The sequence below is a fragment of the Streptomyces sp. 135 genome, from assembly GCF_020026305.1.
Lineage (GTDB): Bacteria > Actinomycetota > Actinomycetes > Streptomycetales > Streptomycetaceae > Streptomyces.
Map to the genome: position 1 here is coordinate 3619107 of NZ_CP075691.1, position 23581 is coordinate 3642687.

Annotated in this window: 23 protein-coding genes; 11 read left to right on the plus strand and 12 right to left on the minus strand. The window is 71.4% G+C overall.

Annotated features, from left to right (window positions below; translation table 11 throughout):
• Positions 1–120 precede the first annotated feature (120 nt).
• The 5 genes from KKZ08_RS16205 to galU form a co-directional block, all read right to left on the minus strand.
• A complete protein-coding gene (locus tag KKZ08_RS16205; protein ID WP_223779077.1) occupies positions 121–744 on the minus strand; it encodes a GNAT family protein in 624 nt (207 codons plus the stop codon).
• Entirely contained in the window at positions 741–1241 is a 501-nt protein-coding gene (locus KKZ08_RS16210; protein ID WP_223775130.1) for a MogA/MoaB family molybdenum cofactor biosynthesis protein, read from the minus strand. Before KKZ08_RS16210 ends, KKZ08_RS16205 begins: the two co-directional genes overlap by 4 nt.
• Complete coding sequence (gene moaC / locus KKZ08_RS16215) at positions 1238–1762, minus strand: cyclic pyranopterin monophosphate synthase MoaC (protein WP_223775131.1); 525 nt, start codon at positions 1760–1762, stop codon at positions 1238–1240. Before moaC ends, KKZ08_RS16210 begins: the two co-directional genes overlap by 4 nt.
• 87 nt (positions 1763–1849) lie before the next feature.
• Complete coding sequence (gene glp, locus KKZ08_RS16220) at positions 1850–3196, minus strand: gephyrin-like molybdotransferase Glp (RefSeq protein WP_223775132.1); 1347 nt, start codon at positions 3194–3196, stop codon at positions 1850–1852.
• A gap of 4 nt (positions 3197–3200) precedes the next feature.
• Positions 3201–4112: a UTP--glucose-1-phosphate uridylyltransferase GalU gene (galU, locus tag KKZ08_RS16225; protein WP_223775133.1), complete on the minus strand. Its 912-nt coding sequence runs from the start codon at positions 4110–4112 to the stop codon at positions 3201–3203.
• Between the two features lie 93 nt (positions 4113–4205).
• Between galU and KKZ08_RS16230 the strand changes: the two genes are divergently transcribed.
• Positions 4206–4823, plus strand: a complete 618-nt coding sequence (locus KKZ08_RS16230) for a 5-formyltetrahydrofolate cyclo-ligase (protein ID WP_223775134.1) — start codon at positions 4206–4208, stop codon at positions 4821–4823.
• A gap of 82 nt (positions 4824–4905) precedes the next feature.
• Here KKZ08_RS16230 and KKZ08_RS16235 read toward each other — a convergent pair whose 3' ends face one another.
• A complete protein-coding gene (locus KKZ08_RS16235; RefSeq protein ID WP_223775135.1) occupies positions 4906–7734 on the minus strand; it encodes a penicillin acylase family protein in 2829 nt (942 codons plus the stop codon).
• A gap of 236 nt (positions 7735–7970) precedes the next feature.
• Here KKZ08_RS16235 and KKZ08_RS16240 point away from each other — a divergent pair, with 236 nt between their 5' ends.
• The 6 genes from KKZ08_RS16240 to mscL all read left to right on the plus strand — a co-directional run bounded on the left by KKZ08_RS16240 (position 7971) and on the right by mscL (position 13738).
• Positions 7971–9509, plus strand: a complete 1539-nt coding sequence (locus KKZ08_RS16240) for a potassium/proton antiporter (RefSeq protein ID WP_223775136.1) — start codon at positions 7971–7973, stop codon at positions 9507–9509.
• 263 nt (positions 9510–9772) lie between these two features.
• A complete protein-coding gene (locus KKZ08_RS16245; RefSeq protein WP_223775137.1) occupies positions 9773–11044 on the plus strand; it encodes an MFS transporter in 1272 nt (423 codons plus the stop codon).
• Positions 11045–11111: 67 nt separating this feature from the next.
• Positions 11112–11459: an FmdB family zinc ribbon protein gene (locus KKZ08_RS16250; RefSeq protein ID WP_223775138.1), complete on the plus strand. Its 348-nt coding sequence runs from the start codon at positions 11112–11114 to the stop codon at positions 11457–11459.
• Positions 11460–11543: 84 nt separating this feature from the next.
• Positions 11544–12395, plus strand: a complete 852-nt coding sequence (locus tag KKZ08_RS16255) for an S-methyl-5'-thioadenosine phosphorylase (RefSeq protein WP_223775139.1) — start codon at positions 11544–11546, stop codon at positions 12393–12395.
• 215 nt (positions 12396–12610) lie between these two features.
• A complete protein-coding gene (locus tag KKZ08_RS16260) occupies positions 12611–13123 on the plus strand; it encodes an RcpC/CpaB family pilus assembly protein (RefSeq protein ID WP_223775140.1) in 513 nt (170 codons plus the stop codon).
• Between the two features lie 138 nt (positions 13124–13261).
• Positions 13262–13738 carry a large conductance mechanosensitive channel protein MscL gene (mscL, locus tag KKZ08_RS16265; protein WP_223775141.1) on the plus strand — a complete coding sequence of 159 codons (477 nt, stop codon included), beginning with the start codon at positions 13262–13264 and terminating at the stop codon, positions 13736–13738.
• 7 nt (positions 13739–13745) lie between these two features.
• Here mscL and KKZ08_RS16270 read toward each other — a convergent pair whose 3' ends face one another.
• Both KKZ08_RS16270 and KKZ08_RS16275 read right to left on the minus strand, forming a co-directional pair.
• Positions 13746–13982 carry a hypothetical protein gene (locus tag KKZ08_RS16270; RefSeq protein WP_223775142.1) on the minus strand — a complete coding sequence of 79 codons (237 nt, stop codon included), beginning with the start codon at positions 13980–13982 and terminating at the stop codon, positions 13746–13748.
• Between the two features lie 37 nt (positions 13983–14019).
• The gene (locus KKZ08_RS16275) at positions 14020–14346 is read right to left on the minus strand and encodes a hypothetical protein (RefSeq protein ID WP_346657878.1); all 327 of its coding nucleotides are present in this window, start codon (positions 14344–14346) and stop codon (positions 14020–14022) included.
• A 232-nt stretch (positions 14347–14578) separates the two neighbouring features.
• On the opposite strand from KKZ08_RS16275, the gene KKZ08_RS16280 reads away from it, so the two are divergent.
• The 4 genes from KKZ08_RS16280 (at position 14579) to KKZ08_RS16295 (ending at position 19238) form a co-directional block, all read left to right on the plus strand.
• On the plus strand, positions 14579–15859 hold the full coding sequence (locus tag KKZ08_RS16280; RefSeq protein WP_223775143.1) for a low temperature requirement protein A: 1281 nt from the start codon (positions 14579–14581) through the stop codon (positions 15857–15859).
• 23 nt (positions 15860–15882) lie between these two features.
• Complete coding sequence (locus KKZ08_RS16285) at positions 15883–16950, plus strand: P1 family peptidase (RefSeq protein WP_223775144.1); 1068 nt, start codon at positions 15883–15885, stop codon at positions 16948–16950.
• A 153-nt stretch (positions 16951–17103) separates the two neighbouring features.
• Positions 17104–18321 carry an Ig-like domain-containing protein gene (locus KKZ08_RS16290; RefSeq protein WP_223775145.1) on the plus strand — a complete coding sequence of 406 codons (1218 nt, stop codon included), beginning with the start codon at positions 17104–17106 and terminating at the stop codon, positions 18319–18321.
• A 155-nt stretch (positions 18322–18476) separates the two neighbouring features.
• On the plus strand, positions 18477–19238 hold the full coding sequence (locus KKZ08_RS16295; protein ID WP_223775146.1) for a DUF6227 family protein: 762 nt from the start codon (positions 18477–18479) through the stop codon (positions 19236–19238).
• A 76-nt stretch (positions 19239–19314) separates the two neighbouring features.
• Here KKZ08_RS16295 and KKZ08_RS16300 read toward each other — a convergent pair whose 3' ends face one another.
• The 4 genes from KKZ08_RS16300 to KKZ08_RS16315 all read right to left on the minus strand — a co-directional run bounded on the left by KKZ08_RS16300 (position 19315) and on the right by KKZ08_RS16315 (position 23476).
• Positions 19315–19569: a hypothetical protein gene (locus KKZ08_RS16300; protein WP_223775147.1), complete on the minus strand. Its 255-nt coding sequence runs from the start codon at positions 19567–19569 to the stop codon at positions 19315–19317.
• A 106-nt stretch (positions 19570–19675) separates the two neighbouring features.
• On the minus strand, positions 19676–21703 hold the full coding sequence (locus KKZ08_RS16305) for a fructose-specific PTS transporter subunit EIIC (protein WP_223775148.1): 2028 nt from the start codon (positions 21701–21703) through the stop codon (positions 19676–19678).
• Positions 21704–21743: 40 nt separating this feature from the next.
• Entirely contained in the window at positions 21744–22691 is a 948-nt protein-coding gene (pfkB, locus tag KKZ08_RS16310; protein ID WP_223779078.1) for a 1-phosphofructokinase, read from the minus strand.
• A 23-nt stretch (positions 22692–22714) separates the two neighbouring features.
• The gene (locus KKZ08_RS16315; protein ID WP_223775149.1) at positions 22715–23476 is read right to left on the minus strand and encodes a DeoR/GlpR family DNA-binding transcription regulator; all 762 of its coding nucleotides are present in this window, start codon (positions 23474–23476) and stop codon (positions 22715–22717) included.
• Positions 23477–23581: the final 105 nt, after the last annotated feature.

Consider the following 23581-nt stretch of genomic DNA (forward strand, 5'->3'; position numbering starts at 1 on the left):
GCGATCAACTCGGAGCCACCAGCGTGAAATAAATGCCCGGAACAAGGCTCATATGAGCCTCAGACGGTCGGTCGGGGATCAATTTCGAACACATATTTTATTTCATCGGCGAGCGGTCACCTACGCGGTGTTCCGAGGTCGCGCCTGGTGCCAGCGGCGCAACAACCCTTCCGGTACCTCTTCGGCGGTGAGCGCGAAGACAAGATGATCGCGCCAGGCTCCGTCGATGTGAAGATACCGTGGGCGCATCCCCTCCTCACGGAATCCGAGTTTCTCCACGACCCGGCGGCTCGGCGTGTTCTCGGGCCGAATACAGACCTCGATACGGTGCAGCCCGACCGAGCGGAAGCAGTGGTCGACGGCGAGCGCGACGGCGGTCGGCATCACACCGCGGCCCGCGACGGACTCGTCGACCCAGTAGCCGACGTGGCCCGAGCACATCGATCCCCAGGTGATCCCGGCGACCGTCAGCTGCCCGACGAGGCGGCCCTGGAACTCGATGACGAACGGCAGCATCCGGCCCGCGCCCGCCTCGGCGCGCAGATGGCGGACCATCTGCCGGTAGGTGGGGCGGTGCACGATCGGGCCGCCGGCCGTGGGCGGCGGGATCGTCGCCTCCCAGGGGCGCAGCCAGTCGCGGTTGCGCCGGTTGACCTCGCGCCAGGCGCGCTGGTCGCGCATCTTTATCGGGCGGAGGGTGACATCTCCGTCCGTCAGCTCGACGGGCCAGGCAGGGCTGTTCAGCTCGCACCCCCCGAGGGCCCGGGATGGTCGCCGCCGCGCAACTGGTCGACGGCGTGCGCGAGCAGCGGCTCCAGGACGGCGAGGCCGTCGCGGACGCCGCCCGTGGAGCCCGGCAGGTTCACGATGAGCGTCCGGCCCGCGACCCCGGCGAGACCCCGGGAGAGCACGGCCGTGGGGACCTTGTCCCTGCCGTACGCGCGGATCGCCTCCGCGATGCCCGGCACCTCGTGGTCGATGACGCGGCGGGTGGCCTCGGGCGTGCGGTCGGTGGGCGAGATGCCGGTGCCGCCGGTGGTGACGACGACGTCGTAACCCGCCGCGGCTCCGGCGCGCAGGGCCTGCTCGACGGGGTCACCGTCCGGGACGACCCGGGGGCCGTCGACGGCGAAGCCGAGCGCGGTCAGCGCCTCGGCGATGAGGGGGCCGCCGCGGTCGGCGTAGACCCCGGCGGCGGCGCGGTTCGAGGCGGTGACGACAAGTGCGCGGTAACCGCTCATGCCTCCGCTCCTTCGCGGCTCCAGTCCCCGGACTTGCCGCCGGTCTTCTCCTCGACGCGTACGTCCGTGATGACGGCGCCCTTGTCGACGGCCTTGACCATGTCGATCACGGTGAGGGCCGCGACGCTCACCGCGGTGAGGGCCTCCATCTCCACGCCCGTACGGTCCGTGGTCTTCACCGTGGCGAGGATCTCCACGGCGTCGTCCGCCACGGAGAGGTCGAGCTTCACTCCGGAGACGGCCAGCGGGTGGCAGAGCGGGATCAGGTCAGGGGTGCGCTTGGCGCCCATGATCCCGGCGATCCGGGCGGTGGCGAGGGCGTCGCCCTTGGGGACGCCCTCCCCCCGCAGGAGCTCGATCACGCGCGGCGAGACCAGGACGCGGCCACTGGCACGGGCGGTGCGGGCGGTCATGTCCTTCGCGGACACGTCGACCATGCGGGCCGCGCCCGCCTCGTCGATGTGCGTCAGTCGCTGCTGCTCAGGGGATCCGGGGGTGTCCCCCCGGGAAATCGCGGTCATGTGCTGTGGCGCTCCCGGTCCGGGCCCCGCGCGATGCGGCGCGCGCGGGCCTGCTGTGCGCGACACGGTACCGCGCGGGCGGCGTTCTCAGCCGAGCAGGACCACGTCGACGTCCGTGCCCGGCTCCACCGAGGTGACGTCCTCGGGGACGACGATCAGCGCGTCCGCGTGGGCGAGCGCGGCGACCAGATGCGAGCCGGCGCCCCCGACGGGCGTCACGGTGCCGGCCTCGGCGTCGTACTTCCCCCGCAGGAACTGGCGGCGTCCCCCGGGCGAGCCCAGCGCCTTCTCGGCGGCCAGCCCCGCGCGCGTGAGGGGCCGGTGCACTTCGGGGAGGCCCATCAGCGTACGGATCGCCGGGCGCACGAAGAGCTCGAAGGAGACGTACGAGGACACGGGGTTGCCCGGCAGCGCGAGCAGCGGCGTGTGGTCGGGGCCGATCGTGCCGAAGCCCTGCGGCTTGCCCGGCTGCATGGCGAGCTTGCGGAACTCCACGCCGCCGCCGGGCCCGACGCCGGTCTCCTCGTCCGGATCGCCGAGGGAGGTCAGGGCCTCCTTCACGACGTCGTACGCGCCGACGCTCACACCGCCCGTGGTGACGACGAGGTCGGCGCGGATCAGCTGGTCCTCGATGGTGGAGCGCAGCGTCTCCGCGTCGTCGGCGACCGCGCCCACGCGGTAGGCGATGGCCCCGGCGTCGCGGGCCGCCGCGGTGAGGGCGAAGCTGTTGGAGTCGTAGATCTGGCCGTCCGCCAGGGACTCGCCGGGCTGGATCAGTTCGCTGCCGGTGGACATGACGACCACGCGGGGGCGCGGGCGCACCTTCACCGTGCCGCGGCCGACGGCGGCGAGCAGGGCGATCTGCGGCGGACCGAGGACCGTGCCCGCGCTCAGGGCGCGGTCACCGGCGCGGACGTCGCTGCCCCGCGCGCGTACGTGCCCGCGTGCCTCGGCCGGGCGGTGCACGCGGACCTCTCCGGTCGCGCCCTCGGGAGCGGCGCTGTGGGCACGCATACCGGAGACGGGGCCTTCGCCGAGGCCTCCGTCGGTCCACTCCACGGGGACGACGGCCTCGGCACCGGGCGGCAGCGGGGCGCCGGTCATGATGCGGGCCGCCTGGCCCGGACCGACGGTGGGCTGCTCGCCCGCCCCCGCCGCCACGTCGCCGATGACGCGCAGGACGGCGGGGAACTCCTCGCTCGCGGCCTCGATGTCGGCGATCCGTACCGCGTACCCGTCCATGGAGCTGTTGTCGAAGGGCGGCAGCGAGACGGGCACCGTGACGTCCTCGACGAGGACGCAGCCCTGTGCGTCGAGGAGTTGGAGCTCGATGGGTTCGAGCGGGCGGACGGTCGCGAGGATGTCGTCCAGATGCTCTTCCACCGACCACAGGGGGGTCTGGCCGGTGGTCGGTGTCGTCGTGCTGCTGCTCAAAGTGCTACATCTCCTCGGTGACGTAACTGCGAAGCCAGGCCTTGAAGTCCGGGCCCAGATCCTGACGTTCGCACGCCAGTCTGACAATGGCACGCAGATAGTCGCCCCGGTCACCGGTGTCGTAGCGCCGGCCCTGGAAGACGACGCCGTGCACCGGACCGCCGACCTTCTCGTCCGCGGCGAGCTGCTGGAGGGCGTCGGTGAGCTGGATCTCGCCGCCGCGGCCCGGCTCGGTCTTGCGCAGGACGTCGAAGACGGCGGGGTCGAGGACGTAGCGGCCGATGATCGCGTAGTTGCTGGGCGCGTCGGCGGTGTCGGGCTTCTCGACGAGGTCGGTGACCTTGACGACGTCGCCTTCCTCGGTCGCCTCGACGGCGGCGCAGCCGTAGAGGTGGATCTGCTCCGGGGCCACCTCCATGAGGGCGATGACGCTGCCGCCGCACTGCTCCTGGACCTCGACCATCCGGGCGAGGAGCGGGTCGCGGGGGTCGATGAGGTCGTCGCCGAGGAGCACGGCGAACGGCTCCTTGCCGACGTGCGGAGCAGCGCACAGGACGGCGTGACCGAGTCCCCTGGGGTCGCCCTGGCGGACGTAGTGCATCGTCGCGAGGTCGCTGGACTCCTGGACCTTGGCGAGCCGCGCCTCGTCGCCCTTCTTCAGGAGGGCCGACTCCAGCTCGTAGTTGCGGTCGAAGTGGTCCTCCAGCGGGCGCTTGTTGCGGCCCGTGATCATGAGGACGTCGTCGAGACCCGCCGACACGGCCTCCTCGACCACGTACTGGATCGCCGGCTTGTCGACGACCGGCAGCATCTCCTTGGGGGTCGCCTTCGTGGCCGGCAGGAAGCGTGTGCCGAGGCCTGCCGCCGGGATGACCGCCTTGGTGATCCGGGGGCGCGGGGGGTGAGACTCAGTCATGCGGCCACCATATCCGGTACGTATGTGCGGAATCTGTGGGTCCAGATAATTGGATGGCATATGCGCCCAACAGGAAGGATTTGAGAGCATCCCATGAGCGGAAGAGCCGAGGCCGAAGAACAGCCAAACAAGCGCACGTTGCGACGAGGCCTCCTCGCGGTGAGAAGCGGGTTGACGGGGGATGACACGCGGAAGGCGGCCGCGCTGCTCGCCGAACGCGCGCTGGAGCTCACGGAGCTGGCCGCGGCGCGGACGGTCGCGGCGTACGTCTCCGTGGGGAACGAGCCCGGCACGCGCGTACTGCTCGACGCCCTCCACGCGCGCGGGACACGGGTCCTGCTGCCGGTGCTGCTCCCGGACAACGACCTGGACTGGGCCGCGTACGAGGGGGAGGGCTCCCTGGTCCGCGTGCGGCACCAGGGGAAGATCGAACTCCTTGAGCCCTCCGGGGCCCGGCTCGGCCCGGAAGCCGTCCTGGCGGCGGACGCCGTCCTGCTGCCGGGGCTCGCGGTCGACGAGCGCGGGACGCGGCTCGGGCGGGGCGGCGGCTCGTACGACCGCGTCCTGGCCCGCCTGGCGCTCTCGGGCGCCGATCCCGCTCTCGTGGTGCTCCTGTACGACTCCGAAGTCGTCGCGCGCGTCCCCGCCGAAGTCCACGACCTGCCGGTGCACGCCGTGGTGACGCCGTCGGGGGTGCGCCGCTTCAGGTGACCGCCGTGGGTCCGGGAACGCCGAAAGGGGCCTCCACGCGCGCGTGGAGGCCCCTTTCAGGTTCTGCCGCTCCCGGCCCCGGTCAGGGGCGCAGGACCAGCTTGTCGCTCGTGCTCTTCTCGACCGCCTTGTCGGTGTAGGCCCACGGCAGGAGCTCGCCCTTGGCCCACTTCTCGGTCTGGTCGGTGTAGTGGTCGTTGTACGCGTGCCCCGAGGCGCCCGTGAGGTTGATCCACTTGGACTTGTCGAGGTCCTTGAGGTTCACCACCATGCGCATCGACGGCACCCAGACCACGCCGTAACCGCCCGCCGCGTTCCAGCCGGTGGCGTTGACCGCCGCCTCGCCGCCGCCGAGGTTCCAGGGCCCGCGGTTGAGCACGTACTGGAGCCAGCCGGGGCCCTCGGTGCCGAGCGTCTGGTTCTTCAGCGTGAGGCGGTGCAGCCGGCCCCAGCTCCAGGTGTCGATGTCCTTGCCGAGCTTGGCCGTCAGGTCCCAGCGCGCGTCCACCATGGCCCGCTTGAACAGCTGGTCGCGGGTCTTGGTCTCCTTCTCGGTACGGGTCGCGGGCGACTTCCACCAGTCGTTGGTCTCATCGTCGATGATCTTGCGGACCACTTCGTAGTAGCGGTCGCCGCCGTCCGGCTGGGCCGAGTCCGCGTCACGCTGGCCGCACTCGCGCACCTTCTTGCCCTCGTCGGCGGGACCGGTGTTGCCGGCCGGCTCGACGCTCAGGCACTGGCCCTTGACGCGCAGCTCCTTGGGGAGCTTGTTGCCGAAGGCGAGCTTGAGGATGTTGCGCCAGACCGAGTTGAAGTACGCGGCGGCGGCCGAATCGGCGTCCTGGGTGTAGTCCCAGCCCTCCAGGAGCTTCTGCGCCTCGCGGACGTACTTGTCCTTGACGTCGATCTTCAGCAGCTTGGGCACCAGCAGCTTGGCGATCTCGCTGCTGTTGTCCATCTGCATGAGGCGCATGTCCTCGGTGGAGATCTTGCCGCCGTTCTTGATCTTCGACTGGATGAGGTCGTCGATGCGCTGGCTGCGCGCGCCGTAGCCCCAGTCACCGGTGAGCTTGTACGGGTACTTCGCCTTGTCGGTGTCGTCGATGACCGCCTGGTTGGCGGTGACGATGTAGCCGCGCTTGGGGTCGTACTCGTACGGCAGGGCGTCCTGCGGGATGTAGCCGGTCCAGCGGTACTCCGGGTCCCAGCCGGGCGCCGGGAGCGAGCCGTCGCCCTTGCCGCGGGTCGGGATCCTGCCCGGCGCCTGGTAGCCGATGTGGCCTTCGCGGTCGGCGTAGACGAGGTTCTGGGACGGCACCTCGAACAGAGCGGCCGCCTTGCGGAACTCCGTGAAGTTCTTCGCCTTGTTGAGCTTGAAGACCGCGTCCATGGACTTGCCGGGGCTCAGCGCGGTCCAGCGCAGCGCCACTCCGTAGCCGTCGCCCCGGTCGGGGGCCGCGGCGTCGACGTGGGCCTTCTTGCCGACCTTGACCAGCTCGTCGTCGCGGTCGGAGATGAGCGGGCCGTTGTTGGTCTCGCGGACCGTGATCGTCTTCGACTTGCCGCCCGCGACCTTGATGGTCTCCTCGTGCGACCGGAAGGGCAGCACCTTCTCGCCGTACTGGTAGCCGTCCCCGGTGAACTTCTCCAGGTAGAGGTCCGTGACGTCGGCGCCGAGGTTCGTCATGCCCCAGGCGATCTCCTGGTTGTGGCCGATGACCACGCCCGGCATGCCGGAGAAGGTGTAACCGGAGACGTCGTACTGGCACTTGTCGGAGACGGACCGGCAGTGCAGGCCCATCTGGTACCAGACGGACGGCAGCTGCGGGGCCAGGTGCGGGTCGTTCGCGAGGAGCGGCTTACCGGTGATCGTGTGCTCGCCGGAGACGACCCAGGAGTTCGAGCCGATGCCGTTGCCGTTCGGGCCGAGGATCGCGGGGACCTCGTCCAGGGCGTCGGAGACCCCCGAGAGCTGCGACTGGAGCCCGTCGGGCGCCTCGGTGCCGCCCGCGAGGCCGGAGCCCGCGGTGCCGCCGCCTGCGCCCGTGGCGCCACCGGTGCCGGTTCCGGTGCCGGTGCCCGTGCCCGTGCCGGTTCCTGTGCCGCCGGTTCCGGACTGCGTGCCGGAGCCCTTGGCGTCGTACTCCTCGGTGACGGCGTCGTAGGCGCCCTCACGGACGATCGGCTTGTTCCGCTTGAACGGGTACTCCGGGTACAGGTCCTTGATCTGCGAGGGGCCGAGGCGGCTCGTCATCAAGGAGCGGTCGATCTCGTCCTGCATGTTGCCGCGCAGGTCCCAGGCCATGGCCTTGAGCCAGGCCACGGAGTCGACGGGGGTCCACTTCTGCGGCTTGTAGTCGTTGGTGAAGCCGAGCGCCGCGTACTCGACGGAGATGTCCTTGCCGTCCTTGCCGTCGAGGTAGGCGTTGACTCCCTTGGCGTAGGCCTGGAGGTACTTCTTCGTCTCCGGGGAGAGCTTGGAGTCGTACTCCTTCTTCGCCACCCGGTGCCAGCCGAGCGTGCGCAGGAACTCATCCCTCTCGACCTGGCTCTTGCCGAACATCTCGGAGAGCCGCCCGGAGGTCATATGGCGGCGTACGTCCATCTCCCAGAAGCGGTCCTGCGCCTGGACGAAGCCCTGTGCCATGAAGAGGTCGGCGTCGGACTCGGCGTAGATCTGCGGGATTCCGTTCCCGTCCCGCTTCACCTCGACGTTGCCCGACAGGCCGTCGAGCTTGAGGGTCCCCTTGGTCTGCGGGAAGGAGGCGCGCACGGTGCTGATGCTCCAGTACGCGCCGAAGCCGATGCCTCCGACGATGGCCAGGACCAGGACGATCACGACGAGTCGGGCTCGGCGCCCCTTCTTCTTGCCGGACTTATGACCGGAAGAGGCGGTGGTGTTGGAGGGCATCGCTGTCCTTGCTGTCCTTACGCGAGCGGCAGGGCGGGCTGTGCTGTCGACTGGGCGGCTCTGGGAGCGCTGGAGCAACCATAGGCGCAGGGCGTCTCGGCCTCGGACGCGGAGTCAGGAACCGGACCTCAGAAGATCGTAAACGCGTTCGAAGGCATCAAGAAGGCGTTAACGATTAGGTAAGGTAACGAAGTACTTGCCTCGCAAGGGGTGACGAAGTACTTGGCTCGCAAGAAGTGCTTGTGCGCGCGCGGAGGAAGGAACGGCCCCTGACTGTCCACCACCTCAACCAGCTCCTGCTCGTCTGCTCCCTGGTTCTGCTCGTCGCCGTGGCGGCGGTCCGCATCTCGTCGCGCAGCGGGCTCCCCAGCCTGCTCCTGTACCTCGGCATCGGCGTCGCCATGGGTCAGGACGGCATCGGCGACGTCCACTTCGACAACGCCGAACTGACGCAGGTCATCGGCTATGCCGCCCTGGTCGTGATCCTCGCCGAGGGCGGGCTCGGCACGAAGTGGAAGGAAGTGCGGCCCGCCCTGCCGGCGGCCGCCGTCCTGTCCACCATCGGCGTCGCGGTGAGCGTGGGCGTCACGGCGGCGGGCGCGCACTACCTGGTGGGGCTGGACTGGCGGCCGGCACTGATCATCGGGGCGGTCGTCTCCTCGACGGACGCCGCGGCGGTCTTCTCGGTGCTGCGGAAGGTGCCGCTCCCCTCACGCATCACGGGCGTCCTGGAGGCGGAGTCGGGGTTCAACGACGCCCCTGTGGTGATCCTCGTCGTGGCGTTCTCCACGGCGGGACCGGTGGACGACTGGTACGTGCTGCTCGGCACGATCGCTCTGGAGCTGGCGATCGGCGCCGCCATCGGCATCGCGGTCGGCTGGCTCGGCGCCTACGGCCTGCGGCACGTGGCCCTGCCCGCCTCCGGCCTCTACCCCATCGCCGTCATGGCCATCGCGGTCGCCGCCTACGCGGCCGGCGCCATGGCCCACGGCAGCGGCTTCCTCGCCGTCTACCTCGCCTCGATGGTCCTCGGCAACGCCAGGCTGCCGCACTGGCCCGCCACCCGCGGCTTCGCCGAGGGGCTCGGCTGGCTCGCCCAGATCGGCATGTTCGTCCTGCTCGGCCTCCTGGTCACCCCGCACGAGCTGCTCGACGACACCTGGCACGCGATCGTCATCGGGCTGGTCCTGACGATGGTGGCGCGGCCCCTGGAGGTCGTGCTGAGCCTGGTGCCGTTCCGCATGCCGTGGCAGGAGAAGGCGCTGCTGTCGTGGGCCGGCCTGCGCGGCGCCGTGCCCATCATCCTGGCCACGATCCCCATGGTGAACGGCGTCGAGGACAGCCAGCGCATCTTCAACATCGTCTTCGTGCTCGTCGTCGTCTACACCCTCGTCCAGGGCCCGACGCTGCCCTGGCTGGCCAAGCTGCTGCGGATCGGCGGCTCCTCGGAGGCCGCCGACCTCGGCATCGAGTCGGCGCCCCTGGAGCGGCTGCGCGGGCACCTCCTGTCGGTCGCCATCCCCGAGGCCTCGCGCATGCACGGCGTCGAGGTGGGCGAGCTGCGGCTGCCGCAGGGCGCGGCGGTCACGCTGATCGTGCGGGAGGGCGAATCGTTTGTCCCGCTGCCCACGACGGTGCTGCGGCGCGGCGACGAGCTGCTGGTCGTGGCGACCGACCCGGTGCGGGACGCCGCCGAGAAGCGGCTGCGCGCGGTCGGCCACGGCGGAAAGCTCGCCAGTTGGCTGGGAACCGACGGAGAAAAACACCAATCGTAGGTGGCGGGGGTCTCATCGGCTGCGATCACAGGGGCGGATCACCCTGTTACCTGTACGATAAAGGCGCGCCTGAAAAGGCACCTCACTGAACCAACTGATCGAACCAACTCTGCCTGAAGCAGAGCTGGCGCGACCGTATGGCGGCCGTGACGCCCCCGCACCGGGCCCCGGCATCTACCGCAGTTCCGCGCAAGAGGACAGCTCTCGGCATCGTCGCCCCCAAAAAGGGCGCCGCGCTACCAGGCGGCAGAAAGGCACGGGCCGTGGCATCCACGGTCACCGAATCCCGCCCGGGTTACGGACAGCTCCTGCGCACCCCTCGCGCCTGGACGTTCCTGCTCCCCGGCTTCGCGGCGCGACAGCCGTTCGCGATGCTGACCATCTCCATCGTCCTGCTGGTGCAGCACACCACCGGCTCGTACGGTGCCGCGGGCGCCGTCTCGGCCGTCACCGGCGTCTCCATGGCGCTGTTCGCCCCCTTCAGCGGCAAGCTCGCCGACCGGTTCGGCCAGCGTGCCGTGCTGGTGCCCGGCGTGCTCGTCCACTCCGCCTCCGTCATCACCCTGACGGTGCTGGCGCTCTCCGACGCCCCCTTGTGGGCGCTGTTCGTGGCCGCCGTGCCCGCGGGCGCCTCGACGCCGCAGATCGGCCCCATGGTGCGGGCCCGCTGGGGCGTCAAGCTCCAGGGCTCCCCGCTGGCCACCACCGCGGCCGCCTTCGAGTCGGTCACCGACGAGCTGACCTTCGTCCTCGGGCCGCTCGTGGCGACCGCTCTGTGCACCGGCGTCGACCCCTCCGCCGGGCTGCTCACGGAGGCCGGGCTCACGCTGATCGGCGGTCTGCTGTTCGCCGCGCAGAAGGGCACCCAGCCGAAGCCGTCCTCGCATGTCGAGGGCCACGCGCGCGTGGAGCACGTCTCCGCGCTGCGGGTCCCCGGTATCCGCGTACTGATCGTGACGTTCCTCGGGATCGGCGCCGTCTTCGGCGGCATGCAGGTCTCGCTTGCCGCCTTCACCGAGTCGATCGGCGAGCCCGGCCTGAACGGCGTCCTGTACGGCACCTTCGCCGCCGGCAACATGCTCTCCGGCGTCGTGTGCGGCGCCATCGCCTGGAAGGTCTCCCCGCAGCGGCGCCTCATCGTCGCGTACGCGGCGCTGACCCTGATGGCCTCCGGGCTGTGGGCCGCGCACTCCGCGCCGCTGCTCGCCGGGCTCGGCCTGCTGGTCGGCGTCTGCATCGCGCCGGCACTGATCACCGGCTACACGCTGGTGGACAAGCTGGTCGCGCCGACCGGCCGCACCGAGGCCTTCACCTGGCTGACCGGCGCCGTCGCGCTCGGGCAGGCCGCGGCCGTCACGGTCGCCGGACAGCTGGAGGACCGCTTCTGGGACGGGGCCGGGTTCTTGGTCCCCCTGGGCGGTACGGCACTGGCTCTCGCGGTCCTCGTGACGCTGCGCTCGCGCCTAGTTCCGAAGGCCCCGGGGCGCACGGTGGCACGTGGCGTCGGTCACCGCCAGCCGGTCACGGTGGACTGATCCCCCGGAATACGTCACTATGGATCGTCGTTAGCACTCATCGAGTGAGAGTGCCAGGAGGAAGCAAGTGCCGACGTACCAGTACCAGTGCACCGAGTGCGGCGAGGGCCTCGAGGCGGTGCAGAAGTTCACTGACGACGCCCTGACCGTGTGCCCGAACTGCGACGGACGCCTCAAGAAGGTGTTCTCGGCGGTCGGCATCGTCTTCAAGGGCTCCGGCTTCTACCGCAACGACAGCCGCGGCTCGTCGTCGAGCAGCACGCCGTCGTCTTCGCCGTCGAAGTCCACGTCCGACGCGAAGTCGACGTCCGACGCGAAGTCCACGGCTTCCACGTCGGCCGCTTCCGGTTCTTCGTCTTCTTCGGGCTCGGCCTCGTCCGGCTCCTCGTCGACGTCTTCGAGCTCGGCCGCGTAAGGCCTCCGGGCTTCTTCTCCAGGGACCTCGCCGTTCACCGACGGCGGGGTCCTCGGCGTGTCCGGCGCCGCTACTGTGCCGTCCATGGTGAACACGGCGAACGCGACGCGGGCCGAGATCGGCGTGATCGGCGGCTCCGGCCTCTACTCCTTCCTCGACGACATGACCGAGGTCCAGGTCGACACCCCCTACGGCGCCCCGAGCGACTCCCTCTTCCTCGGTGACGTGGCGGGCCGGCCGGTCGCCTTCCTGCCCCGCCACGGCCGCGGCCACCATCTGCCGCCGCACCGCATCAACTACCGCGCCAACCTCTGGGCGCTGCGTTCCGTCGGCGTACGCCAGGTGCTCGGACCGTGCGCGGTCGGCGGACTGCGGGCCGAGTACGGGCCCGGCACCCTGCTCGTGCCCGATCAGTTCGTGGACCGCACGAAGACGCGGACGCAGACGTACTTCGACGGGGTGCCGCTGCCGGACGGCAGCGTTCCCGAGGTCGTGCACGTGTCACCGGCCGACCCGTACTGCCCGGTGGGCCGGGCGGCCGCGCTGAAGGCCGCGCGCGGCCGTGACTGGGAGCCGGTGGACGGGGGGACGCTCGTCGTGGTCGAGGGGCCGCGCTTCTCGACCCGGGCGGAGTCGCGCTGGCACGCGGCGCAAGGCTGGTCGGTGGTGGGCATGACCGGGCACCCGGAAGCCGTGCTCGCGCGGGAACTGGAGTTCTGCTACACGTCGTTGACGCTGGTCACCGACCTGGACGCGGGGGCGGAGGCCGGCGCGGGCGTCTCGCACGAGGAGGTCCTGCGGGTGTTCGCCGCGAACGTGGACCGGCTGCGGGGTGTGCTGTTCGACGCGGTCGCGGGGCTGCCGGCGGATGAGGAGCGGGAGTGCCTGTGCGCGGGGGCGTTGGGCGGGATGGAGCCGGGGATTCCGTTGCCGTGACGGCGGGAAGGCCGGGCGGGTATGAGAGCCGGGCAGGTGTGAGGGCCGGGCAGGTGTGAGGGCTGTGGAAGGTGGTGGCGGTCGGGTGGAGGTTTCCCTTCGGGTGAGGGAGTTGTCCACAACCGGCGAGTAGTCCACGGGCCTCAGCGGGAATCGGCGCGGGCCTGCATCGTGAGAGCGCAAGCCCAGCTCTCGCACCGCAGGCGGTGGTTGTCGTGACCCACGTTCCTCCCCAGGCCAGGCCGTCGGACGGCTGCTCTGTCCCCCACTTCTCGCCCGTGCGGGTGCGCGGCGGCCATCCACGGCTGCGCCGGCTGTCGCGGCACCGGCGCCGGGCCCTGGCCGTGGGGCTCGCCATGACCGCCGCCGCCCTCGCGGCCACGGCCCCGGGGACGCCGACCGGCCGCCGGGGTCCGCCGCGGCAGCCGAGCAGTCGCGGTGCGGCCGTCCATGGAGACGGTGACCGCGCCGGTGCGGATCGCGGACAGCCGCGCCGCGGGCTGCTGCGCCCCGGCGACCGGGTCGACGTGATCGCCGCCGAGGGGCCGCCGGGGAGCGGTGCGAAGCCGCGCGTGGTGGCGGCCGGCGTACGGGTCTCCGAGGTGCCCGAGCAGGCGGCAGGGGCCGCGGAGAGCGGGGCGCTGGTGGTGCTGTCGGTGCCGCGTGACACGGCGTCGCGGCTCGCCGGGGCCGGGGCGAGCGCCCGCCTGGCGGTGACGCTGCGATGAGCCGCACCGTTCACGATCGCACTGGCACCCGGTCAAGTCGCCCGTTGGGGAAAGGCGATTGGACAGGCTCTCCACGGTCTGACGTAGGTTGCGAAGTCGTTTGTTCCGCAACCCGCACATGCAACGAAAGGCCTCGTGGTGAGCGAGAAGAAGGTACCGGGCGTCTGGGAGGGCTTCAAGGCCTTCCTGATGCGCGGCAACGTGGTCGACCTGGCGGTCGCGGTGGTCATCGGCGCCGCGTTCACGAACATCGTGAACTCGGTGGTGAAGGGTGTCATCAACCCGCTGGTCGGCGCCTTCGGTACGAAGGATCTCGACCACTACAGCTCCTGCCTGAAGTCTCCCTGCGAGGTGAGCGCCGCAGGCGAGGTGTCCAAGGGCATCCCGATCATGTGGGGCACCGTGCTCAGTGCGGTCCTCAGCTTCCTGATCACCGCGGCCGTCGTGTACTTCCTGATGGTGCTGCCGATGGCGAAGTACCTCGCGAGGGTCGCCGCCAGGAGGGCCGAGAGGGAAGGCACTCAGGAGGTCCTCGAAGTCTCCGAGCTGGAGGTCCTCAAGGAGATCCGCGATGCCCTGGTGGCGCAGCGCGGCTCCGGGCACGACGAGCGGTAGCGCGGGCTCAGAGGTGGTGGGGCGGCTTCTCGTCGAGGAACCGCGCCAGATCGGCTGCGCTGTCACCGCCGGTCTCGGCCCGCTCGCCCCACCCTCGGTCCGTGTCGTCCGAAGACTGCTGCGACAGCGGGTCGTCGAAGACCAGAGTGTTCCGCGGCTTCTTGCCCCGCGCGGGGCTCGCCGGGCTCTTGGGGCTCTTCGGGCTCTCCGGATCGCGCGGTTCGGGGGCGGGGGCGGTGCTCATGTCTCCAGGGTACGTCCGCGAGGACCGGCGGCCACCGTCAGACGGCCTTCAGGCCCTCGCCCGCGAAGATCTCCATGGCGGCGGCGATCTGCCCCGGGCTCGGCGAGGGCGTGTCGCGCAGGGTGAAGTCCTTGCCGAGGGCGTTCCTCTTCAGGCCGGTGACGAGGACGAAGCGCACCCAGACGTCCTTGCCCAGGCCCGCCAGGCGGTGGGCGACGTCGAGGGTGGGCCGCAGGGGCCGGCCCGTGGCCTTCGTGTTGGTTCCCGATTCGTTCAGGGTCCCGACCTTGCTACGGGGCCTGACCTTGCTACGGGGCCTGATCTCTCCAAGATCGCCTGCGTGAGGAGTCGGCGGCAGAGCCATAGGGCACGGACGCCCGAGCCCAAAGGCACGGAGGTCGAGGGGATTTCGGGCCCCGAACTCCGGCGGCGCGTCCCCGGGGCCGACCAGGCTTCGGCAGGGCCTGGCGCCGAGGGCCCGTCCGCCCGTCGGGCAGGCCGCAGCCGGGCTGCGGCCTTGCTTCGCCCGGGTGGCCCTCCCGCGACGCCGGGCGGCGCAGCCCGGTTCGGCGTACGCCTTCTGCTGTGGTGGCCCCATGACGTCATCGCCTGGCTCCCCCGACACCCCCGGCTCATCCGCCTCTCCGGGCCCCACCGGCCCCACCGGCCCCGCGGACTCCACCGCGGCGGACGCGCCTCCCGCATCGTCCGCCTCCGCCAGGCCGCTGCGGCCCCTCCTCGCCCGCGGGCGGGACGAGAAGCACCGCGCGGCGACGCCGCTGGAGCTCTTCTTCGACCTCTGCTTCGTCGTGGCGGTCGCGCAGGCGGGTGCCGAGCTCGTGCACGCCGTCGCCGAGGGGCACGCGGGCGAGGGCGTCCTGAACTACGCGATGCTCTTCTTCGCGCTGTTCTGGGCCTGGGTCAACTTCTCCTGGTTCGCCTCGGCATACGACAACGACGACGCGCTGTACCGCGTGGTCACGCTGCTCCAGATCGCCGGTGTCCTCGTCTTCGCGGCCGGGGTCTCCAAGGCCTTCCAGGAACACGACTTCCTGCTGGTCTGGCTCGGCTACCTCATCATGCGGATCGCGCTCTCCTCGCAGTGGCTGCGCGCGGCCAGGAACGCGACGGGCGCCGAGCGCGCCACGGCCCTGCGGTACGCGGCCGGCGTGCTGATCTGCCAGATCGGCTGGACGGGGCTGCTGTTCCTGCCCGAGGGCGCCCGGCCCTGGCTGTTCCTCGTGATGGCGGTCGCCGAGATGTGCGTGCCGGTGCTGGCGGAGCGGGGGTACACCACGGCCTGGCATCCGCATCACATCTCGGAGCGGTACGGCCTGTTCACGATCATCGTGCTCGGCGAGACGATCGCGGCGGCGACGATCGCGGTGAAGTCCGGCATCGAGGAGAACGACGCCCTCGACGAGCTCCTGCCCATCGCCGCGGGCGGCCTGCTCATCGTCTTCGCCGCGTGGTGGATCTACTTCGTCGTGCCCATCCACGGGCGGCTGCACAGCAACCGGCAGGCGTTCCTGTGGGGGTACGGCCACTACGTGATCCTCGGTTCGGCGGCGGCGATCGGCGCCGGGATCGAGGTGGCGGTCGAGCAGGCCGTGGGCGAGGCCCACCTGTCGACACTGGCCGCGTCCGCCGCGGTGACGGTCCCCACCGCGCTCTACCTCATCACCCTCTGGGCGCTGCATTCCCGCTACTACAAGGTGGGCATCGCCCAGCAGTTGGTGCTGCCGGCGAGTGCGTTGGCGACACTGGCGAGTACGTTCGCGGGGCGCTGGGCGGTGCTGGTGGCAGGTCTCGTGGCGGCGGTGACGGTCGCGACGGGGGTCACGCTCACCGCCCGCACGGGCCGCCGCGCGCAGTAGGCATCCGTGATACGCATCGTCGTATGACTACTGACGCGGCAGCGTGCTCGACCTCCGGCTCCCTGACCGATGTCGCGGGTCTGCGCGTCGGACACGCCACCCTGCACGGCGACGGACAACTGACGGGCACCACGGTGGTGTTGGCGCCCGAGGGCGGCGCTGTCGCCGCCGTGGACGTGCGCGGCGGCGGGCCGGGCACCCGCGAGACGGACGCCCTCGACCCGCGCAACCTCGTGCGGCGCGTCGAGGCCGTCGTCCTCACCGGAGGCAGCGCGTACGGCCTGGACGCCGCGTCCGGGGTGATGGCGTGGCTGGAGGAGCGCGGGCGAGGGGTGCGGGTCGGGCCCGAGCCCTCCCAGGTCGTGCCCGTCGTCCCGGCCGCCTGCGTCTTCGACCTCGGCAGGGGCGGCGACTTCAGGGCCCGCCCCGGCGCGGCGACCGGGCGGGTCGCGGTGGAGGCGGCCGCGCGCACGGAGCCGTTCACGCCGGTCGTGGAGGGCAACGTCGGGGCGGGGACCGGCGCGGTGGTCGGCGCCGTCAAGGGAGGCGTCGGCAGCGCGAGCGTCCGCCTCGACTCGGGCGTCACGGTCGCGGCGCTGGTCGTGGCGAACGCCGCGGGCTCGGGCATCGACCCCGGGACGGGCACGCTCTACGGGCAGTACTTCGCGGGGCGGCGGGTCGACCACCCGGCGCCGGAGGTCCACGAGGAGGCGACGCGGCGCCTCGCCGAAGTCGCGGCGGAGAAGGGACCGCCGCCGCTCAACACCACCCTCGCCGTCGTCGCCACCGACGCCGAACTGTCCAAGGCCCAGGCGCAGAAGCTCGCCGGTACCTCGCACGACGGCATGGCGCGTGCCGTGCGGCCCGTCCACCTCCTCAACGACGGCGACACGGTCTTCGCCCTCGCCACGGGTGTGCGCCCGCCGGCCCCGGACAGCCCGCTCGCCCTCAACGAGATCCTCGCCGCCGGGGCGGACATGGTGACCGCGGCGATCGTGCGGGCGATGCTGGCGGCGGAGTCGGTCCGGACGCCGGGCGGCACGTTCCCCGCGTATCTCGACCTCTACGCCGCAGAGAGCCCTCACCGATAGCCGCAAAGTGTGTGACACACGGGCAAATACCCTCCCTCGCAAGCCTCTTGGGCACGAAGTGTGCTTACGCTCACACCCTCCGGAGGGAACCTCTCCGCGCATCCGGGCGCTCTTTACTCGTACTGGATCAGAACACGTACGTTGGAGCAGCCCGTGACAAGGTCGGTCATAGTCAACCCCCGGCGCCGTGCCCTGCTGGCCGCCACCGCGCTCGCCGCTGCGGGCGCGCTGACCCTTACGGCCTGCGGAGGCGACGCCGACGCCAACGGCGACAAGAAGGGTGCGAACTCCGCCGCCAAGGGCGCCGACATCACCATCTCCTCCAAGGACGGCGCCACCGACGCCTCGATCAACCACACCGGCGTCAAGGTCAAGAACGGCAAGCTGACCAGTGTGAAGATGACGTCCGTGACGTCCGGCACCGCGGTCGAGGGCACCATCTCCGGGGACGGCACCTCCTGGAAGCCGAAAGTCCAGCTGGAGCGCGGCACGAAGTACAAGGTGACCGCCAACGCCAAGGACCCGAAGGGCAACGCGGCGACGGAGAACGCGACGTTCACCACGGTCTCCACGGCCAACAGCTTCATCGGCAGCTACACCCCCGACGGCGGCACCACGGTCGGCGTCGGCATGCCGGTCTCCTTCAACTTCGACAAGCCGATCACGGAGAAGAAGGACGTCCAGTCGCACATCACGGTGACGTCCACCAGCGGCCAGAAGGTCGTCGGCCACTGGTTCGGCAACCAGCGCCTGGACTTCCGGCCGGAGGAGTACTGGAAGGCCGGGTCCAAGGTCACCATGAAGATCGACCTGGACGGCGTGAAGGGCGCGAACGGCATCACCGGCGTGCAGAAGAAGACGGTCACCTTCACCGTCGGCCGCGCGCAGGTCTCCACCGTCGACGTCAACACCAAGAAGATGACGGTCGAGCGGGACGGCAAGGTCATCAAGACCATCCCGATCTCCGCGGGCAGCCCGTCGAACCCGACGTACAACGGCAAGATGGTGATCTCCGAGAAGTTCACCCAGACCCGGATGAACGGCGACACGGTCGGCTTCGGCGGTGAGTACGACATCAAGGACGTGCCGCACGCCATGCGCCTGTCCACGTCGGGCACCTTCATCCACGGCAACTACTGGGGCTCGCCGTCGGTCTTCGGCAGCGCCAACACCAGCCACGGCTGCGTCGGCCTCCAGGACGCGCGCGGTGCGGGCGACCCGAACACCATGGGTGCCTGGTTCTACAACAACTCCCTCATCGGCGACGTCGTGACGGTCAAGGGCTCCCCCGACAAGACGATCGCCCCCGACAACGGCCTCAACGGCTGGAACATGTCGTGGAGCGAGTGGACGGCGGGCAGCGCGGTCTGACCCACCTCCGGGCGGCCCCGCCGCCCCCCAACCGCGCGAGCCACGGGGGAACTTCCCTCGTGGCTCGCGCGTTTTCCCGTTCCCGGGCATGATGTCGGACCCAGGGGCTACGGTATGCACTCACCAGGTGACATGCAGCAACGCCGGGAGAAGCCTTGAGCGTTCCGTACGAAACGGCGTACGAGCCACCCGAGTCGCCCGAGCCACACTCTCCGGAGGAGCACCTCGAGCGACTCCTCGGCCGCGCCCTGAACTCCTTCGACCTGCCGGACGAGGTGATCCGCCGCCTCGACTCGGCCTTGGCCCACGACAGTTCCCTGCACTCCGCGCACCACAGCGCGGGGCTGCACCGCGAGACGTACAGACACTCCTGGCTGCTGGCCGACGCGTCCGTGCTCACGCTCTGGGAGCTCGTCCACAACACCACGCCGGGCAGCGCCCCGACGTACGAGCTCTACGCCGACGAGGAGGAGGCGGGCGTCGCCACCTCGCGGCTTCCGCTGCCGCCCGACCCGCCCGCCTGCGGCCGGCCCGTCATGTTCCACATGTCCGCCGACCCCGGCCCCCGCCACACGTACGTCCCGGACGACTCCGCGGACCACGCGCGGCGGCTGCTGCGCCGCGCGGAGAACCCGGACGGCGACTTCCCCGGCGAGGACATCGCGCGCCTGCTGCGGGCGGCGTTCGCGCACCAGATAACGCAGGCCTTCGGCCGCCCCGGCCTGAGCGGCGAGGCTCGTCTGAGCTTCTCGCTCTACGAGCACGCGTTCCTGCTCTTCGACGGCGGCGAGATCAGCCTCTGGGAGGTCGAGCACACCCTCACCCCCGACAGACGCCACATGTGCGAGGTGTACGTCACCGAGGAGGCGGCCCGCGCCGCGATGGAGCGCAGGGCCAGGAACGCGGCGGCGGGTTAGCGGTGCGGCGGGATCCGCGACGTGCGGACCGACCGACCGACGGGCCGACCGGCCGACCGGCCGACCGGCCGACCGTTTAGGAGTGTCGTTTCCCGAACTGCCGGACGAGACCGGCGAAGGCTGCCCGCTCGTCCGCGGTGAGTTCCACGGCCTCCGCGCGCGGCGGGCCCTGCTGGCCCGGAAGGGCCCGGAGGCCCTGGGCCTGACGCCACGTCTCCACGCCGGGGCGCTCCCTGCGCATCACCCGCACCAGGCCGACGGCCCAGGCCACGGTCGCCACGGCGAGCGCGGCCACGCCAATCTGCTGAACGATCGAGACATCCTGGAGCATGCGGCCCAGTAGACAACAGCGCACAGGACTTACGACAGGGGGGTTATAGGGCTTAGGTCCCGAAGTGACGCAAGTCGCACATCTCCCCTGTCGCAGACATCCCGTGTCACGCGGCCGTCGGTACGCGCTTCGTGTCGGCGGCCTCGGCCGCGGCCCCCGTCTCTGCCCCCGTCTCGGTCCCGCTGCCCGAAGGCGCCGTCTTCCGGGCGCCCTTGAGTACGACCACCACGGCCGTGGAGACGCAGACGCCGGCCGCGATCGCGACGAGGTAGAGCAGCGGCTGTCCGATCAGCGGGACCACGAAGACGCCGCCGTGCGGGGCGCGCAGCGTGCAGCCGAAGGCCATCGACAGGGCGCCGGTGACCGCGCCGCCCGCCATGGACGCCGGGATCACGCGCAGCGGATCGGCGGCCGCGAACGGAATGGCGCCCTCGGTGATGAAGGAGGCGCCGAGGAACCAGGCCGCCTTGCCGTTCTCCCGCTCGGTCTTGGTGAAGAGGCGGCCGCGGACGGTGGTCGCGAGGGCCATGGCGAGCGGCGGCGCCATGCCGGCCGCCATCGCCGCCGCCATGACCTTGAGGCTGCCGTCGGTCGGGTGGGCGAGGCCGCCGACCGCGAAGGCGTACGCGACCTTGTTCAGCGGGCCGCCGAGGTCGAAGCACATCATCAGACCGAGGATGACGCCGAGGATGATCGCGTTGGCGCCGGAGAGGCCCTCCAGCCAGTCGGTCAGCGCGCTCTGGAGGGACGCGATGGGCTTGCCGACCACGAGGAACATCAGGAAGCCGACCACCGCCGAGGAGATCAGCGGGATCACCACCACCGGCATGATGCCGCGCAGCACGGTCGGGATGCGTACCCGCTGGATGCCGAGGACCACGGCGCCCGCGATCAGGCCCGCGGCGAGACCGCCCAGGAAGCCCGCGTTGATGGTGACGGCGACCGAGCCGCCCACGAAGCCGGGGACCAGGCCCGGCCGGTCGGCCATTCCGTACGCGATGTAGCCGGCGAGGACCGGGACCAGGAAGGCGAAGGCGAGCCCGCCGATCTGGAAGAGCAGCGCGGCCCAGCTGGTGTGGTCCGTCCAGATGAAGTGCTCGGCGACGGACGGCGCCTTGTCGATCTTCCAGCCGCCGATGGCGAACCCGAGGGCGATCAGGAGGCCGCCCGCGGCGACGAAGGGCACCATGTAACTGACGCCCGACATCAGCCACTTGCGGAGCTTGGTGCCGTAGCCGTCGCCGCTCTCCCCTGCCCCGTCGACCGGGCTCGGGGACTTGGCGTCCACGGTGACCTCGCCGCGGGCGGCCTTCTCGCGGGCCTCCGCGATGAGCGCCGCGGGGCGGTTGATGCCCGCCTTCACCCCTACGTCGACGGTCGGCTTCCCGGCGAAGCGTTCCTTGTCGCGTACGGGGACGTCGTGGGCGAAGACGACCGCGTCCGCGGCGGCGACGACCGCCGGGTCGAGACGGGCGAACCCGGCGGAGCCCTGCGTCTCCACCACGAGTTCGACGCCTGCCTCGCGGGCCGCGTTCTCCAGTGCCTCCGCGGCCATGTAGGTGTGGGCGATGCCCGTGGGGCAGGAGGTTACGGCGACGATCCTGAAGGCGGGAGCCTCTTCGGGAGCCTCTTCGGGAGCCTCTTCGGTGGCCTCCTCCCGGGACGGCTGTCCTGCGTCGGGGGCGGGCTCGTCGCCGTTGATCAGCGCCGCTGCCGAGGCCGGGTCGGACACGGACCGCAGGGCGTCGGTGAACTCCGCGTCCATCAGCTGCCGGGCCAGCGACGACAGGATCGTCAGGTGGGCGTCGTCCGCGCCCGCCGGGGCGGCGATCAGGAAGATCAGGTCGGCCGGGCCGTCCGGCGCCCCGAAGTCGATGCCGCGCGCCGAGCGGCCGAAGGCCAGGGTCGGCTCGGTGACGTGTGCGCTGCGGCAGTGCGGGATGCCGATGCCGCCGTCCAGGCCGGTCGGCATCTGCGCCTCGCGGGCCGCGACGTCGCCGAGGAACCCCTCCAGGTCGCTCACCCGCCCGAGGGCCACCATCCGCTCGGCGAGGGAGCGGGCCGCGGCTTCCTTGGTTTCGGCGGACAGGTCGAGTTCGAGGTCGACCAGATCCGCGGTGATCATGTCGGTCATCGCGGGCTCCTTGGCTGTGTTCCGTGGGCGTGGGGGCGGTTCATGAGGCGGGCTCCGTCAGTACGCGGTCCAGCGGGACCTCGGCCGTCACGGTGACCGCCTCGGGTCGCAGGTCGGCGGGCGAGGGCATCACGCTGCCCGGCAGCTGGACTGCCGCCGCGCCGTGCGCCACGGCCGAGGCGAGGGCGCGCGCCCCCGTGCCGCCCGCGATCAGGAAACCGGCCAGGGAGGAGTCACCGGCGCCCACGTTGCTGCGTACGGCGTCGACGGGGGCGCTCGCGAAGTACGCGCCCGAGCCGTCGACCAGGAGCTGGCCGTCCGCGCCGAGGCTGGCGAGCACGGCGTGCGCGCCCAGCTCCCGCAGCTCCTCCGCCGCCTTGACCGCGTCGCCGACGGTGGTGAGGGGGCGGCCGACGGCTCCGGCGAGCTCCTCGGCGTTCGGCTTGACGACGTCGGGGCGCTCGGCGAGCGCGGCGAGCAGGGCCGGGCCCGAGGTGTCCAGGGCGATACGGGCGCCCGCGGCGTGGGCGCGGGCCACCAGCTCGGCGTACCAGTAAGGGGCGAGGCCGCGCGGGAGGCTGCCGCAGCAGGCGACCCATTCGGCGCCGGCCGACCGCTCGCCGACGGCGGTGAGCAGCGCCTCGCGCTCGTCCTCGGAGAGTTCGGGCCCCGGAGCGTTGATCTTCGTGAGGGTGCCGTCCGGCTCCGCGACCGCGATGTTGGAACGGGTCTGCCCGGCCACCGGCACCGGGGCCGCCTCGATGCCCTGCTCGTCGAGGAGCGCCGCGACCAGCGCGCCGGGGGCGCCGCCGAGTGGCAGCACGGCGACCGTGCGGACGCCCGCAGCCGCCACGGCCCGCGAGACGTTGACGCCCTTGCCGCCCGGGTCCATGCGGTCGCCGGTGGCGCGGACGACCTCGCCGCGGCCGAGGGAGGGGACCTCGTAGGTGCGGTCGAGAGAGGGATTGGGGGTGACGGTGAGGATCATGCGCGTACCGACTGCTTCCGTGCTCATGCGCGTGCTACTTCCGTGCCGGCCCGCTCGATGGCGGCGGCGTCTTCGGGGTCGAGACCGGTGTCGGTGATGAGCAGGTCCACGTCGGTGAGGTCGCCGAAGCGGGCGAAGTGTTCCTGGCCGTGCTTGGCGGAGTCCGCGAGCAGGACGACCCGGCGGGCGGCGGCGACGGCCGCGCGCTTCACGGCGGCCTCGGCGAGGTCGGGGGTGGTGAGCCCGGCCTCGGCGGAGAAGCCGTTGGCGGCGAGGAAGAGGACGTCGGCGCGGATCTCGCCGTACGCGCGCAGGGCCCAGGCGTCGACGGCCGCGCGCGTACGCTGCCGGACCCGGCCGCCGATGAGGTGGAGCTGGATGCCGGGGTGGTCGGCGAGGCGGGCGGCGGTCGGCAGGCTGTGCGTGACGACGGTGAGCGTGGACTCCAGGGGGAGGGCCGCCGCGAGCCGCGCGACGGTCGACCCGGCGTCGAGGACGACGCTGCCCTCGGCCGGCAGCTCGGCGAGGGCCGCGCGGGCGATGCGGTCCTTCTCGTCGGCGGCGGTGCCCTCGCGCTCGGCGAGGTCCGGTTCGAAGTCGAGACGCCCGGCCGGGATGGCCCCGCCGTGCACGCGGCGCACGAGCCCGGCGCGGTCCAGGGCCTTCAGATCACGGCGGATGGTCTCCGCGGTGACCTTGAATTCCTCGGCGAGCGACAGCACGTCGACCCGCCCGCCGTCCCGCGCGAGCCGCAGGATCTCCTGTTGCCGCTCCGGTGCGTACATGTCCGTTTGCCTCCGCCGAATGCCCGAGCTTGTGGTTTCACTCGGAGAGTACGGCCGGATTCCGGGAAAGTAAACGGCTTCGGGCGTGATGTGGGCACAAACGGA